This is a genomic window from Streptomyces sp. NPDC039430, assembly GCF_055639435.1.
This window is the reverse complement of sequence record NZ_JBVKAK010000007.1, coordinates 22,316-36,471: the sequence shown is the minus strand read 5'-3', so window position 1 is coordinate 36,471 and position 14,156 is coordinate 22,316. Positions and strand designations below refer to the sequence as shown.

Sequence of the window (14,156 nt, the reverse complement as noted above, 5' to 3'; positions counted from 1 at the left end):
CGGAGCTCCGCTTTGCCTGAAGACACTCACCACCCCCCCCCCCCCCCCCTCCCCCCCCCCCCCCCCACTCCCCCCCCCCCCCCCCCCCCCCCCCCCCCCCCTCCCCCCCACCGCTCTCGGCGTGCTGTACGCCGGGTCCTGCCCGCCTACTTCTTGCGGCCGCGCTTCTCGCGCACGCGCACGGAGATATGGATCGGGGTGCCCTCGAAGCCGAACTCCTCGCGCAGCCGGCGCTCCACGAAGCGCCGGTAGCCGGCCTCGATGAAGCCCGAGGCGAAGAGCACGAAGCGCGGCGGCTTCGTGCCCGCCTGCGTACCGAACAGGATGCGGGGCTGCTTGCCGCCCCTGACCGGGTGCGGATGCGCGGCGACCAGCTCACCGAGGAACGCGTTGAGCCTGCCGGTCGGGACCCGGGTCTCCCAGCCCGCGAGGGCCGTCTCGATCGCCGGGACCAGCTTCTCCATATGGCGGCCGGTACGCGCCGAGACATTCACCCGGGGTGCCCAGGCGACCTGTGCCAGCTCCGTCTCGATCTCCCGCTCCAGGTAGTAGCGGCGCTCCTCGTCGAGGGTGTCCCACTTGTTGTACGCGATGACCAGGGCGCGGCCCGCCTCGACGGCCATGGTGATGATCCGCTGGTCCTGGACGCTGATGGACTCGCTGGTGTCGATCAGTACGACCGCCACCTCTGCCTTCTCGACGGCGGCGGCGGTACGCAGCGAGGCGTAGTAGTCCGCGCCTTCCTGGAGATGGACCCGGCGGCGGATACCGGCGGTGTCGATGAACTTCCAGACGACACCGCCCAGCTCGATCAGCTCGTCGACCGGGTCACGGGTGGTGCCCGCGATCTCGTTGACGACGACGCGGTCCTGGCCCGCGACCTTGTTCAGCAGGGACGACTTGCCGACATTCGGGCGGCCGATGAGCGCGATACGGCGGGGGCCGCCGAGGGCGGTGCCGAACGTCTGCGCCGGAGCCTCGGGCAGCGCTTCGAGCACCGCGTCGAGCATGTCGCCGGTGCCCCGGCCGTGCAGCGAGGAGACCGGGTGGGGCTCGCCGAGGCCGAGCGACCAGAGCGCCGTGGCGTCGGACTCGCCGCTCGGTCCGTCGACCTTGTTGGCGCAGAGCACGACGGGCTTGCCCGCCTTGCGCAGCAGCCGGACCACGGCGGCGTCGGTGTCGGTCGCGCCGACCGTGGAGTCCACGACGAAGACGACCGCGTCGGCGGCCTCGATCGCGTACTCGGCCTGGGCGGCGACGGAGGCGTCGATACCGAGGACGTCCTGCTCCCAGCCGCCGGTGTCGACGATCTTGAAGCGGCGGCCCGCCCACTCGGCCTCGTAGGTGACCCGGTCGCGGGTGACGCCGGGCTTGTCCTCGACGACCGCCTCGCGGCGGCCGATGATCCGGTTCACGAGAGTGGATTTGCCGACATTGGGGCGGCCGACGACGGCGAGGACGGGCAGCGGTCCGTGACCGGCCTCGCCGATCGCGCCCTCCACCTCATCGGCTTCGAAGCCCTCCTGAGCGGCAAGCTCCATGAAGTCCGCGTACTCGGCATCGCCGAGCTCTCCGTGCTCGTCGGCGGAGTCGATCTGGTCGTTCATGAAGTCCGTACCTCGTTCATCGTGATCGGTGCGCCGCATGCCGCGGCGCACTACTCAAGTACTCAGGTGTTCGCTAGCGCCCGGTCAGGCGCCTGGCGTTTGCCAGGTGGGCGGTCAGCCGCGCCTGGATCCGGGCGGTGGCGTCGTCCAGCGCCTTGCGGGTGCGCCGTCCGGTGCCGTCCCCCGCCTCGAAGGCGTCGCCGAAGACGACGTCCACGCGGCTGCGCAGGGGCGGCAGCGCCGGTATCAGCCGGCCCCGGCGCTCCGTACTGCCGAGGACCGCCACCGGCACGATCGGCGCCCCTGACCGTACGGCGAAGTACGCCAGCCCGGCCCGCAGTGAGGCGAAGTCTCCCTCGCCCCGGGTGCCCTCGGGAAATATCCCCAGCACGCCGCCGTCCCTGAGCACCCCGAGCGCGTCGGTGATCGCGGTGCGGTCGGCGACCGTACGGTCCACCTTCAGCTGCCCGATGGCCCGCAGGAACGGGTCGAGCGGGCCGATGAAGGCTTCCCTCTTGATCAGGAAGTGCACCGGACGGGGCGCGGTGCCCATCAGCATCGGGCCGTCGATGTTGTGCGCGTGGTTGACGGCGAGAATGACGGGGCCGTCCGCCGGAACCCGCCACGCGCCCAGCACCCGCGGCCGCCACAGGCCGTACATCAGCCCGATGCCGATACCGCGCCCGACCGCCGCGCCCTTCTCCGAGGCCGGGGCCGGGGCCGCGCCCTTCGGTGACATGGCTCTGGCCGCCAGAGCCGACGGTGTGCTCACTTCGCGGCCCGCTTCTCCTCGACCAGGGTCACGACACACTCGATGACCTGCTGGAGCGTGAGCTCCGTGGTGTCCACCTCGACCGCGTCGGCGGCCTTCGCGAGCGGGGACGTCTTACGGCTGGAGTCGGCCGCGTCCCGCTTGACCAGGGCGTCCTTGGTGGCGGCGACATCGGTCGCCTCCTTGCCCTTCAGCTCGCCGCTGCGCCGGGCGGCGCGGGCCTCCGGGGAGGCGGTGAGGAAGATCTTGACGTCGGCGTCCGGCAGCACGGTCGTACCGATGTCACGGCCCTCGACCACGATCCCCTTGCCGGCCGCCGCGGCGATGGAGCGCTGGAGCTCGGTGACGACGGTCCGCACCTCGCGCACGGCACTGACCGCGCTCACCTTGGAGGTGACCTCCTGGGTACGGATCGGACCGGAGGCGTCCGCCCCGTCCACGGTGATCGTGGGGGCGGCCGGGTCGGTCCCGGAGACCAGTACGGGCTTGTCCGCGGCGGTCGCGACGGCGGCGGCGTCCGACACGTCGACACCGTTGGTGATCATCCACCAGGTCATCGCACGGTACTGCGCGCCGGTGTCGAGGTAGCTCAGCCCGAGCTGGGCGGCCACGGCCTTGGAGGTGCTCGACTTGCCCGTGCCGGAGGGCCCGTCGATGGCGACGATCACAGCGGCCGGTGCGGTCCGGGCGGGGGTTGCTCCGTTGTCCACGGGGGTCGGACACCTTCCTGGTTCATGGGAGTGGATGTGCGGGGACGCACATACGCCCCCGCACAAGGTTACCGAGTACTCAGGACCCCGAATGCACCCGTTCGGCGGGACGCGGGCCACGGCGCGTGACCGCCGCAGGACCACCGCCGCGCCGCCACCGGACCACCAGGGCGTGTTTCGAAAGTCCCGCCCGCCCCGCCGGGACTACCGCGACTACTGCCGGATCGACCAGCCGCGTTCCCGCAGGGCCGCCGAGAGCACCGGAGCCGCCGACGGCTCCACCATCAGCTGCACCAGGCCCGCCTGCTGCCCGGTCGCGTGATCGATCCGTACGTCCTCCACGTTGACCCCGGCGCGGCTCGCGTCCGCGAAGATACGGGCCAGTTCGCCCGGCTGGTCGCTGATGAGGACGGCCACGACCTCGTACGCCGCGGGGGCGGCGCCGTGCTTGCCCGGCACCCGTACCCGTCCCGCGTTGCCGCGCCGCAGGACGTCCTCGATCCCGGCGGCCCCGCCGCGCCGCTTGTCCGTGTCCGAGGACTGGAGCGCGCGCAGCGCCTCGACCGTCTCCCCGAGGTCGGCGGCGACCCCGGCCAGGACGTCGGCGACGGGGCCGGGGTTGGCGGAGAGGATCTCGACCCACATCCCGGGGTCGGAGGCCGCGATCCGGGTGACATCGCGGATGCCCTGGCCGCAGAGGCGCACGGCCGTCTCGTCGGCCTCCTCAAGACGGGCGGCGACCATCGACGAGATCAGCTGCGGGGTGTGCGAGACGAGGGCGACCGCGCGGTCGTGCGCGTCGGCGTCCATCACCACCGGCACGGCCCGGCACAGCGCGACCAGTTCCAGGGCGAGGTTCAGCACCTCGGTGTCGGTGTCCCGGGTCGGGGTCAGCACCCAGGGGCGCCCCTCGAAGAGATCGGCGGTCGCGGCCAGCGGTCCCGAACGCTCTTTGCCCGCCATGGGGTGCGTACCGATGTACGCGGCGAGATCGAGGCCGAGCGCCTCCAGCTCGCGCCGGGGGCCGCCCTTGACGCTGGCCACGTCCAGATAGCCGCGGGCCACGCCGTCGCGCATCGCCGAGGAGAGCGTGGCGGCGACATGCGTGGGCGGTACGGCGATGATCGCGAGGTCGACGGGGCCCTCGGGCGCCTCGTCCGTGCCCGCGCCGAGCGCGGACGCGGTTCTGGCGCGGGAGGGGTCGTGGTCGCTGAGATGGACGGTGACGCCTCGGCCGGCCAGGGCCAGCGCCGCCGAGGTGCCGATCAGGCCCGTACCGATGACGACGGCGGTTCTCACTGGGCGATGTCCTTGCGGAGGGTGGCCGCGGCGCCGAGGTAGACGTGCGCGATCTCGGACTTGGGCAGGTCGGACTCGATATGGGCGAGGATACGGACGACGCGCGGCAGGGCGCCCGCGATGTCCAGTTCCTGAGCGCAGATCAGGGGGACGTCGACTATGCCGAGCCCGCGGGCCGCCGCGGCCGGGAAGTCGCTGTGCAGATCGGGAGTGGCCGTGAACCAGACGCTGATCAGATCGTCCGCGGTGAGCGCGTTGCGCTCCAGGATCGCGTTGAGGAGCTGCTTGACCTGGACGTCCATGTGCCCGGCCTCGTCCCGCTCCAGCTGGACCGCTCCGCGAACCGCTCGTACCGCCACGACGTTCTCCTCAGTGATCGAGTGCTCGTCCCAGGGTAGTCAGCCGCGCGGGACGGGGGCGCGGCGCCCGTTCCCGCCGACGGGAACGGGCTCACCGGGGCGCCGGAAAACCGCTCGGACCGCTGCCCGGTGCCCCCGTACCCTCTCCCCCCATGACCTCGCCGGAAGCGCTCGTCCGTGAACACACCGTCTACGCGTGTGTGATGGGCTCGCGCGCCTTCGGACTCACGACGGAGGGCAGCGACACCGACCGGCGCGGTGTCTTCCTCGCCCCGGCCCCGCTCTTCTGGCGCTTCGAGAAGCCACCGGCCCATGTCGAGGGCCCGGCCCCCGAACAGTTCTCCTGGGAACTGGAGCGCTTCTGCTCCCTCGCCCTGCACACCAACCCGAATGTCCTGGAGTGTCTGCACTCACCGCTCGTCGAACGGATCGACGACACCGGGCGTGAACTGCTCGCCCTGCGCGACGCGTTCCTCTCCCGGCAGGCGCACCGGACGTTCGTCCGCTACGCCGAGGGCCAGCGCCGGAAGCTGGAGGCGGACGTACGCGTGCACGGCGCCCCGCGCTGGAAGCACGCCATGCATCTGCTGCGGCTGCTGGGCTCCTGCCGGGATCTGCTGCGCACGGGCCGCCTGGTGATCGACGCCGGCCGGGAGCGGGACCACCTGCTGGCGGTCAAGCGGGGCGAGGTCCCCTGGCCCGGGGTGGAGCGCCGGATGACCCGCCTCGTGGCCGAGGCCGACGAGGCGGTGTCCCGCTCCCCGCTGCCGGCCGAGCCGGACCACGCGCGCGTGGAGGACTTCCTGCTGCGCGCGCGCCGCGCCTCAGTGCTCTGACGCAGTGCTCTGAACGCAGCGCTCTGAACGCGACGCTCCGTGCACAACGCTCCGCGCACAGGGCTCCGCTCACAAGGCTCTGAACACGTGGCGCGCGCGGTACGAACGCGGCTCAGGAATCCCAGAGCGCTCCCAGCGCCATCAGATCACCGTGGTACTCGATCCGCTCCGCCCACTCCGTGGGCCACGCACCCGCGCCCAGATGGGCACCCGCGAACGCGCCCGCGAGGCAGGCGAGGGAGTCGGAGTCGCCCTTCGTGCAGGCGGCGCGGCGCAGCGCGGTGACCGGGTCCTGGGGGAAGAGGAGGAAGCAGAGCAGGCCGGTGGCGAGGGCTTCCTCGGCGATCCAGCCGTCTCCGGTGGCCAGACAGGGATCGGCCTCCGGGTCGGGGGTGCGCAGGGCCTCCTGGAGGCGTTCCAGGGCCGCCAGGCACTCGTCCCAGCCCCGGGCGATGAAGGTCTCGGGCGTGGAGTCGCCGGAGAGGGTCCAGAGGTCGCCGAGCCAGCGGTGGTAGTAGCGCTCGCGGTTCTCGTACGCGTACGAGCGCAACTGGCCCACCAGCGCCTGCGGCTCGCCGCCGTGCGCCAGCAGACAGACCGCGCGGGCCGTCAGGTCGGAGGCGGCGAGCGCCGTCGGATGGCCGTGGGTGAGCGCCGCCTGCAACTGCGCGGCGCCGCCGCGCTGTTCGTCGCTGAGGCCGGGGACGAGCCCGATCGGCGCGACCCGCATATTGGCGCCGCAGCCCTTGGAGTGCGTCTGGCTGGCCCGCTGCCAGGGGCGGTCGCTGTCGAGGAGCCGGCAGGCGGTCAGGCAGGTGTTGCCGGGGGCGCGGTTGTTGTCCGGGGAGTGGTACCAGCGGACGAACTCGTCGCGTACCGGCCGCTCCAGCCGCAGCGGACCGAGCACGCCCCGGTCCATCGCCGTCCTGATCCCGCGCGCGAACGCCAGCGTCATCTGGGTGTCGTCCGTGACGAACGCGGGCTCCGGCAGCGCCACCTCGCGCCAGGGACCGCATGTCGCGAGGATCGACGGCACATCGTCGAACTCGGTGGGGAAACCCAGCGCGTCACCGAGCGCGAGCCCGATCAGCGAGCCCGTGGCAGCCTGTTTGGTCTGGGCCCTCGCGATGATCATGCGTTCCGTCCTTCCGGTCGCAGCAGAGGTGGGTGCAGCGTGGTGGCGGGGCCCGCGCGGTACAGCGCCGCCGGTTTCCCCCGGCCGCCCGTCCGGCGCGGCGGCCCCTCCACCGCCTGTACGAAGTCCGGCGTGGTGAGGACCTTGCGCCGGAAGTTGGGGGGGTCGAGCTCCACGCCCCAGACCGTCTCGTACACCTGCCGCAGCTCCCCGAGTGTGAACTCGGGCGGGCAGAAGGCCGTGGCGAGACAGGTGTATTCGAGTCTGGCGCCGACCCGGTCGTAGGCGTCGGCCAGGATGTGTTCGTGATCGAAGGCGAGCGGCCCGCGGGCGCCGGCCTCCACCCACTGGGCGCGGGCGGCGTCCCCGCCGCCGCGCGGCTCGGGCAGGTCGGGGACGAGCGCGGTGTACGCCACGGACACCACCCGCATCCTGGGGTCGCGGTCCGGATCGCTGTAGGTGCGCAGCTGCTCCAGATGGAGCGCGCCCGCGGTCCGCGCCGACAGGCCGGTCTCCTCGGCGAGTTCGCGTCGGGCGGCCTGTCCGGCGGACTCCCGCGGCCGTACGAAGCCACCGGGCAGCGCCCAGTCGCCTCGGTACGGTTCCTCGCCCCGCTCGATGAGGAGTACGTGCAGCCGGCCGAGGCGCACGGTGAAGACGGCGAGATCGACGGTGACCGCGAACGGCTCGAAGGCGGCGGGGTCGTAGCCCCCCGGCACCCGCCCCCGAGCCGTCATGACCGCTCAGGAGGACAGGAACCTGGGCCACCCCCGTGGGTCCGGGTCCACGGGCCGTACGCGCGCACGGCCGTCCGGGTCGTGATCGCGCGACGCACGGCCACCTCCTTAATGGTCAGGTTGACTATAAAGGTGAACTCGCCGTCCGCACAAGGGAGAAACCCGGCGAGCGCGAAGCCCGCAAGGGGGAAGCCCGGCATGGCAGAAGCCCGGCATGGCAGAAGCCCGGCATGGCAGAAGCCCGCGGCCATCGGGCCGCGGGCTTCGCGAGGTCCGGCGTGTCCAGGGGAGGACGCCGTGGGCGTGTTACAGCCCGACTTCCTTCATCAGCATGCCGACCTCGGTGTTGGTGAGGCGGCGCAGCCAGCCGGACTTCTGGTCGCCCAGCGGGATCGGGCCGAAGGACGTCCGGACGAGCCGGTCGACCGGGAAGCCCGCCTCGGCGAGCATCCGGCGCACGATGTGCTTACGGCCCTCGTGGAGGGTGACCTCCACCAGATAGTTCTTGCCGGTGTTCTCGACGACCCGGAAGTGGTCGGCCTTGGCGTAGCCGTCCTCCAACTGGATGCCGTCCTTCAGCCGCTTGCCCAGATCGCGCGGCAACGGGCCCTGGATCGCGGCGAGATAGATCTTCTTGACGCCGTACTTGGGGTGCGTGAGGCGGTGGGCCAGCTCACCGTGGTTGGTGAGCAGGATGATGCCCTCGGTCTCCGTGTCGAGCCGGCCGACATGGAAGAGGCGGGTCTCGCGGTTGGTGACGTAGTCGCCGAGGTTCTGCCGCCCGTCGGGGTCCCCCATCGTGGAGACGACCCCGGCCGGCTTGTTCAGCGCGAAGAAGAGATGCGACTGCGCGGCGACGGTCAGCCCGTCGACCTTGATCTCGTCGCGGTCCGGGTCCACGCGCATGCCCTGTTCGAGGACGATCTCGCCGTTCACCTCGACCCTGGCCTGCTCGATCAGCTCCTCGCACGCGCGGCGCGAGCCCATGCCGGCGCGGGCGAGGATCTTCTGCAGCCGCTCGCCCTCCTGCTCGGCGCCCGGGTTGGTCCTGGGCGTCTTGACCGAGGGCCGGTCCGCGTACCGGTCGCGGTTGCGCTGCTCGATCTTGGCGTCCAGCTCGCGCGGACGGGACGGGGCACCGCGCCGCGGACCGCCGCGGCCACCGCTCTGCGAAGGCTTGGGGCCGCCCTTGGCACCGCCGCGTGCCGCCGCGCCACGGGCCCCGCCCTGACGGGAGCCCCCGCCCGAGGCGCCGCCCGCGGAACCCCCGGAACCGTCGGAGCCACCGGAACGGCGCGCGCCGGCGGGTGCCCCGGACGCGCCGGAACCACCGGTGGGACCGGAGCGGCCGACGTCGTAGCGGCGCTCCTCGGGGCGGGGTCGGGACGGCCGCTTCCGCTCGTCGTCCCGCCCGCTGCCGGCTCCCCGGTTGTCCCGGTCGCCGCCGCTCCCGCCTCCGCCGCTCCTGTTGCCGCTTCCGCTGTTCCTGCCGTTGCTTCGCATCAAAGTTCCGTCTTGTCGTCTGCGTGGGTATCCGGGGCGTCCGGATCGAACGACGGAACGCCTTCCTGGCTCTCGGCCTCGATCGCGTCCGCCTCGGGGAGGAAGGGCGCGAGCTCCGGAAGCTCGTCCAGGCCCCGCAGGCCCATCCGCTCCAAAAAGTAGTTCGTCGTCCTGTACAGGATCGCACCTGTTTCGGGTTCCGCGCCCGCCTCCTCCACCAGCCCGCGCTGGAGCAGGGTGCGCATGACGCCGTCACAGTTCACTCCGCGCACCGCCGAGACCCGGGAACGGCTCACGGGCTGGCGGTACGCGACGACCGCCAGCGTCTCCAGCGCGGCCTGGGTGAGCCGGGCCTGCTGGCCGTCGAGTACGAACGCCTCCACGGCCTCGGCGTACTCGGGCCGGGTGTAGAAGCGCCAGCCGCCGGCGATCAGCCGCAGCTCGAAGCCCCGGCGCCGCACGGTGTACTCGTCGGCCAGCTCGCGCAGCGCGTCGGCGACGGCCCGCCGGGGGCGGTCGAGGACCTTGGCGAGATGTTCCTCGGTGGCGGGCTCGTCGACGACCATGAGGACCGCCTCCAGCGCGGGCTTGAGGTCCAGGTCCGCGACCGCACCCGCCGCCCGCGCCCTCGCCTGTTCCCGCTCCCGCTCCCGCGCCCTCTCGCTCACGCCGTCACCTTCTTCTTCTCGTCCGTTCCCTCGCCCGCTCCACCGGCCGCTCCGTCGGCCGGCCCGGTCTCACGGTCGAACTCGTCCGTGACGGCGGCCTCCACGTCACCGTCCCCGCCCGTCCAGCGGACCATGAGCGAGCCGAGCGCCTCCTCCTGGTCCAGGGCGACGGCGCGCTCCCGGTAGAGCTCCAGCAGCGCCAGGAAGCGCGCCACGACGGTCAGGGTGTCCGCGGCGTCCTCGGTGAGCGCCTGGAAACTGATCTCGCCGCGCTCCCGCAGCCGCGCGACGACGATCCCCGCCTGTTCCCGCACCGACACCAGGGGCGCGTGGATGTGCTCCACGTACACCTGCGGCCTGGGCTTCGGCTGCATCGCCTTCACGGCGAGCCGGGCGAAGCCCTCGGGCCCGATGCTGATGATGACCTCGGGGAGCAGCGCGGCGTGGTGCGGCTCCAGCCCGACGGTACGGGGGTAGCGCCGGGCCTCGGCGTCCAGGCGCTCGCCGAGGATCTCCGCGACCTGCTTGTACGCGCGGTACTGGAGGAGCCGGGCGAAGAGCAGGTCCCGCGCTTCGAGCAGCGCGAGATCGGCCTCGTCCTCGACCTCGGCGGCGGGCAGCAGCCGGGCGGCCTTCAGATCCAGCAGGGTCGCCGCGACGACCAGGAACTCGGTGGTCTGGTCGAGGTCCCAGTCCGGCCCCATGGCGCGGATGTGCGCCATGAACTCGTCGGTGACCTTCGACAGCGCGACCTCGGTCACATCCAGCTTGTGCTTGGAGATGAGCTGGAGCAGCAGGTCGAAGGGGCCCTCGAAGTTCACCAGCCGTACGGTGAACCGCCCGTCACCGGGAGCGGACTCGGACGCGGGCTCGGACGAAGGCTCCGGCGCGGGCGAAGGCTCGGGCTCGGGTGAAGGCGCCGGCACGGGCGGAGAATCCGCCTCCGGTTCCGGCACGGGAGCGGGCTCGGGCACCGCCTCAGGTTCCGGAACCGGCTCCGGTGCGGGCGCGGGCTCCACCACGGGCTCCGGCACCGCCACAGACTCCGGCACGGGCACGGGCTCGGATACCGGCTCGGGCGCCGACGCCCCTGGCCCGCGGCCCAGAGTGCGGCGGGACGGGCGGTGGAGACCGGGGGGCGGGGGCGGCATCGAGATCCTGAGGGCGGAGCGGGAACGGAGTAACGGCCCGCGCAGGCTATCCTCAGCGCCCGCGCAGGCGCCGTACGAGGATGCTCGCGTCGCCGCGCGATTCGAGGTCGGCGAGGACCACGGCGACGGCCTCGCGGACGATCCGGCCACGGTCCACGGCGAGTCCGTGCTCACCGCGCAGCACGAGCCGCGCGTGTTCGAGGTCCATCAGTTCCTCGGCGGAGACATAGACCGTGATCTTCTCGTCGTGCCGTTCGCGTCCGCTGGGGCGGCGGTTGGCGCCACGTCCCCGGCGGCGCTGCTGGCCGCCCTGCGGCCCGGCGGCCTGCGTCTGGCCCTGTGTCTGCCCCTGGCCCGGGGAGGACGCGGAAGCGGCCTCCTGCGGCCGTCGTCCCTTCACGGAGGAGGCCGCCTGCTCGGCGTCGGCGGTCCGGCTCCTGGACGGCTCCTGGACGTCCGTACCGGCGGCGGAGTGCTCCTCCGCCGCGGTGGAGGAGGCGGCGCCCGCCGGGTCGTCGGACGGATCGCTCTCCCCCGCCGGAGCGGGCACCCGGGGCTCGCCGTTGGCGTTCCTGCGCCGGTCCGACGGCGGTGAGGACTGCAGCGCCATGCCGCCGGTCGTACGGAACAGCTCGTCGGCCCCGGGCAGACTCACTCGGCGTGACACCGGGCGAGCACCTCCCTGGCGAGCTGGCGATACGCGGCGGCGCCGACGGAGTTCGAGGCGTACGTGGTGATCGGCTCACCGGCGACCGTGGTCTCCGGGAAGCGCACGGTCCGCCCGATCACCGTGTGGTAGACGTGATCGTCGAAGGCCTCGACCACGCGCGCGAGGACCTCACGGCTGTGCACCGTACGGGAGTCGTACATGGTGGCGAGGATCCCGTCGAGCTCCAGCTCGGGGTTGAGCCGCTCCTGGACCTTCTCGATGGTCTCCGTCAGCAGCGCCACCCCGCGCAGCGCGAAGAACTCGCACTCCAGCGGCACGATCACCTTGTGCGCGGCGGTCAGCGCGTTCACGGTCAGCAGACCGAGCGAGGGCTGACAGTCGATCACGATGTAGTCGTAGTCCTGCATCAGCGGCTTCAGCGCCCGCTGGAGCGTGGACTCGCGCGCCACCTCGCTCACCAGCTGCACTTCCGCGGCCGAGAGGTCGATATTGCTCGGCAGCAGGTCCATGTTGGGCACGGCGGTCTTCAGCAGCACCTCGTCGGCCGCCATGCCCCGCTCCATGAGCAGGTTGTAGACGGTGAGGTCCAGCTCCATCGGGTTCACGCCGAGACCGACCGACAGGGCTCCCTGCGGGTCGAAGTCGACGAGCAGCACACGCCGGCCGTACTCCGCGAGCGCGGCACCCAGGTTGATGGTCGACGTCGTCTTGCCGACGCCGCCCTTCTGGTTGCACATCGCGATGATCTTCGCGGGGCCGTGGTCGGTGAGCGGGCCCGGGATCGGGAAGTACGGCAGGGGACGCCCGGTCGGGCCGATCCGCTCGCGACGCTGGCGGGCCGCGTCGGGGGCGAGGGTGGCCGCGTACTCGGGGTCGGGCTCGTACTCGGCGTCGGGGTCGTAGAAGTGCCCCTCGGGCACTTCGTCGTAGTCGGCGAATGGAGTGGACTCTCGGCCACCCTCGTTGCCGGCCATGGCGTTCACGTGTTGGCCGTCCATCATCTGGTGGGCTGTCGTCATGTGCTGGTGAGTGGCGAAGGTGCGGACCGCTACGGAGCCGACAGCCTTGAGCCCGGACGACGGGCTCTGGCTCCTCACAGGCATTCCTGGTTGACCACCCCCGGGAGTAAATGTCGACTCATTCACAAGTCGTCTTACCTCCTTGGACGGGACCAGGAAACTTATCGATAGGTCAGCGTGGCACCATGCCGACGGTTGGCGACTCTATGGCGTGTCACCGCTTCGCAGCAACACAATCCGCCGGACCCGGCCCGATGTGTCGGCAACGGAACACCTCTCTGTCAAGGGCGCACAAGCCTCTCACCAAGGCATGCCCGGCCTGTTTCACCGACGCGCGAAACGGTTGAAAGCGTTAGGTTCGAGGCGCGTTGACCGGCTGTTCGGCAGCCACCGGACACGCGTACGGCCGGACCTCGCTCCGCAAGATCCGGCCGCTGGCGCGATGTTGACGAGACGAGTTGACACATCAGCCCAGGAGCGCGGCCAATTCGGCGTGATCCAGTCCATGGGCCTCGGCGACCTCGCGGTAAATGACCTGGCCCTCATGGGTGTTGAGCCCCTTGGCGAGGGCCGGGTCCCGGCGCAGCGCGTCGAGCCAGCCGCGGTTCGCGAGCTCCACGATGTACGGCAGCGTGGCGTTGGTCAGCGCGTACGTGGAGGTGTGCGGTACGGCGCCCGGCATGTTGGCCACGCAGTAGAAGACCGAGTCATGGACCCGGAACGTCGGCTCGGCGTGCGTCGTCGGCCGTGAATCCTCGAAGCAGCCGCCCTGATCAATCGCAATGTCGACAAGTACACTTCCGGGCTTCATCTTGGCGACGAGCTCGTTGGTGACCAGCTTCGGCGCCTTCGCGCCGGGGATGAGAACGGCCCCGACGACGAGGTCCGCCTCGACGACCGCCTTCTCCAGTTCGAAGGCGTTGGAGACGATGGTCTGGACCTTCGTGCCGAAGATCCTGTCGGCCTCGCGCAGCTTGTTGATGTCCCGGTCGAGCAGCGTCACGTGGAAGCCCATGCCGACGGCGATCTGCGTGGCGTTCCATCCCGAGACGCCGCCGCCGATGACGACGGCCCGGCCGGCCGCCGTACCGGGCACGCCGCCCGGCAGCACACCCCGGCCGCCGGCCGAGCGCATCAGGTGGTACGCGCCGACCTGCGGCGCCAGCCGGCCCGCGACCTCGGACATCGGGGCGAGCAGCGGCAGCGCGCGGTTCGCGGTCTCGACGGTCTCGTACGCGATGGCGGTGGTGCCGGAGTCCAGCAGGGCGTCCGTGCACGCGCGGGAGGCGGCGAGATGCAGATACGTGAAGAGCGTCTGGCCCTTGCGCAGCCGGTGGTACTCCTCGGCGATCGGCTCCTTGACCTTCAGCAGCAGATCGGCGGCGGCCCAGACCTCGTCGGCCGTGTCCAGCGTCCGGGCGCCGGCCGCGGCGAACTCCTCGTCCGTGATCGAGGAGCCCGCGCCCGCGTTCCGCTCGATGACGACCTGATGCCCCTGGCGCACCAGCTCATGGACGCCGGCCGGGGTGATGGCCACCCGGAACTCGTTGTTCTTGACCTCACGGGGGATACCGACCAACACGGCAGATCACGGTCCTTGGCTCAGGGGATGTCCGGGGATGTCCAGGGGCGATCCCATACATACCCGGGCGCACAGGGCGCACGGGAAGACGCCGCGCGGGGGGGTGCG

At 71.8% G+C, this 14,156-nt stretch carries 14 protein-coding genes; 1 reads left to right on the top strand and 13 read right to left on the bottom strand.

Annotated elements, in window-relative coordinates:
- Positions 1 to 146: 146 nt before the first annotated feature.
- The 5 genes from der to aroH form a co-directional block, all read right to left on the bottom strand.
- Positions 147 to 1,607, bottom strand: coding sequence for a ribosome biogenesis GTPase Der (gene der / locus ACZ7LS_RS18865; RefSeq protein WP_385136937.1), 1,461 nt, complete (start codon positions 1,605 to 1,607; stop codon positions 147 to 149).
- A 73-nt stretch (positions 1,608 to 1,680) separates the two neighbouring features.
- Positions 1,681 to 2,346: a lysophospholipid acyltransferase family protein gene (locus ACZ7LS_RS18860; RefSeq protein ID WP_382530467.1), complete on the bottom strand. Its 666-nt coding sequence runs from the start codon at positions 2,344 to 2,346 to the stop codon at positions 1,681 to 1,683.
- A 29-nt stretch (positions 2,347 to 2,375) separates the two neighbouring features.
- Positions 2,376 to 3,089 carry a (d)CMP kinase gene (gene cmk / locus ACZ7LS_RS18855; RefSeq protein WP_382530459.1) on the bottom strand — a complete coding sequence of 238 codons (714 nt, stop codon included), beginning with the start codon at positions 3,087 to 3,089 and terminating at the stop codon, positions 2,376 to 2,378.
- A gap of 213 nt (positions 3,090 to 3,302) precedes the next feature.
- Positions 3,303 to 4,388, bottom strand: coding sequence for a prephenate dehydrogenase (locus ACZ7LS_RS18850; RefSeq protein ID WP_382530457.1), 1,086 nt, complete (start codon positions 4,386 to 4,388; stop codon positions 3,303 to 3,305).
- Positions 4,385 to 4,747, bottom strand: a complete 363-nt coding sequence (gene aroH, locus ACZ7LS_RS18845; protein ID WP_382530455.1) for a chorismate mutase — start codon at positions 4,745 to 4,747, stop codon at positions 4,385 to 4,387. Before aroH ends, ACZ7LS_RS18850 begins: the two co-directional genes overlap by 4 nt.
- Positions 4,748 to 4,899: 152 nt before the next feature.
- Between aroH and ACZ7LS_RS18840 the strand changes: the two genes are divergently transcribed.
- Complete coding sequence (locus tag ACZ7LS_RS18840) at positions 4,900 to 5,583, top strand: nucleotidyltransferase domain-containing protein (protein WP_385136939.1); 684 nt, start codon at positions 4,900 to 4,902, stop codon at positions 5,581 to 5,583.
- Between the two features lie 112 nt (positions 5,584 to 5,695).
- On the opposite strand, the gene ACZ7LS_RS18835 is transcribed toward ACZ7LS_RS18840, so the two are convergent.
- From ACZ7LS_RS18835 to ald, 8 genes are all read right to left on the bottom strand, one after another.
- A complete protein-coding gene (locus ACZ7LS_RS18835) occupies positions 5,696 to 6,718 on the bottom strand; it encodes an ADP-ribosylglycohydrolase family protein (protein ID WP_385136941.1) in 1,023 nt (340 codons plus the stop codon).
- Entirely contained in the window at positions 6,715 to 7,455 is a 741-nt protein-coding gene (locus ACZ7LS_RS18830) for an NUDIX hydrolase (protein ID WP_382530449.1), read from the bottom strand. Before ACZ7LS_RS18830 ends, ACZ7LS_RS18835 begins: the two co-directional genes overlap by 4 nt.
- Positions 7,456 to 7,761: 306 nt before the next feature.
- A complete protein-coding gene (locus ACZ7LS_RS18825) occupies positions 7,762 to 8,958 on the bottom strand; it encodes a pseudouridine synthase (protein ID WP_382530448.1) in 1,197 nt (398 codons plus the stop codon).
- Positions 8,958 to 9,524: an SMC-Scp complex subunit ScpB gene (gene scpB / locus ACZ7LS_RS18820; protein ID WP_382530465.1), complete on the bottom strand. Its 567-nt coding sequence runs from the start codon at positions 9,522 to 9,524 to the stop codon at positions 8,958 to 8,960. Before scpB ends, ACZ7LS_RS18825 begins: the two co-directional genes overlap by 1 nt.
- Before the next feature lie 98 nt (positions 9,525 to 9,622).
- The gene (locus tag ACZ7LS_RS18815) at positions 9,623 to 10,777 is read right to left on the bottom strand and encodes a segregation and condensation protein A (protein WP_385136944.1); all 1,155 of its coding nucleotides are present in this window, start codon (positions 10,775 to 10,777) and stop codon (positions 9,623 to 9,625) included.
- Positions 10,778 to 10,829: 52 nt separating this feature from the next.
- On the bottom strand, positions 10,830 to 11,432 hold the full coding sequence (locus ACZ7LS_RS18810; RefSeq protein ID WP_382675828.1) for a hypothetical protein: 603 nt from the start codon (positions 11,430 to 11,432) through the stop codon (positions 10,830 to 10,832).
- Positions 11,429 to 12,550: a ParA family protein gene (locus tag ACZ7LS_RS18805; RefSeq protein WP_030354916.1), complete on the bottom strand. Its 1,122-nt coding sequence runs from the start codon at positions 12,548 to 12,550 to the stop codon at positions 11,429 to 11,431. The genes ACZ7LS_RS18810 and ACZ7LS_RS18805 overlap by 4 nt, the downstream gene beginning before the upstream one ends.
- A 382-nt stretch (positions 12,551 to 12,932) precedes the next feature.
- The gene (ald, locus tag ACZ7LS_RS18800) at positions 12,933 to 14,048 is read right to left on the bottom strand and encodes an alanine dehydrogenase (RefSeq protein ID WP_382675808.1); all 1,116 of its coding nucleotides are present in this window, start codon (positions 14,046 to 14,048) and stop codon (positions 12,933 to 12,935) included.
- Positions 14,049 to 14,156: the final 108 nt, after the last annotated feature.

Excerpts from the sequence above, each read along its gene's own strand:
- der (WP_385136937.1), bottom strand. The coding sequence starts at position 1,607 with ATGAACGACCAGATCGACTCCGCCGACGAGCACGGAGAGCTCGGCGAT.
- ACZ7LS_RS18860 (WP_382530467.1), bottom strand. The coding sequence starts at position 2,346 with ATGTCACCGAAGGGCGCGGCCCCGGCCCCGGCCTCGGAGAAGGGCGCG.
- ACZ7LS_RS18840 (WP_385136939.1), top strand. The coding sequence starts at position 4,900 with ATGACCTCGCCGGAAGCGCTCGTCCGTGAACACACCGTCTACGCGTGT.
- ACZ7LS_RS18835 (WP_385136941.1), bottom strand. The coding sequence starts at position 6,718 with ATGATCATCGCGAGGGCCCAGACCAAACAGGCTGCCACGGGCTCGCTG.
- ACZ7LS_RS18830 (WP_382530449.1), bottom strand. The coding sequence starts at position 7,455 with ATGACGGCTCGGGGGCGGGTGCCGGGGGGCTACGACCCCGCCGCCTTC.
- ACZ7LS_RS18825 (WP_382530448.1), bottom strand. The coding sequence starts at position 8,958 with ATGCGAAGCAACGGCAGGAACAGCGGAAGCGGCAACAGGAGCGGCGGA.
- scpB (WP_382530465.1), bottom strand. The coding sequence starts at position 9,524 with ATGGTCGTCGACGAGCCCGCCACCGAGGAACATCTCGCCAAGGTCCTC.
- ACZ7LS_RS18815 (WP_385136944.1), bottom strand. The coding sequence starts at position 10,777 with ATGCCGCCCCCGCCCCCCGGTCTCCACCGCCCGTCCCGCCGCACTCTG.
- ACZ7LS_RS18805 (WP_030354916.1), bottom strand. The coding sequence starts at position 12,550 with ATGCCTGTGAGGAGCCAGAGCCCGTCGTCCGGGCTCAAGGCTGTCGGC.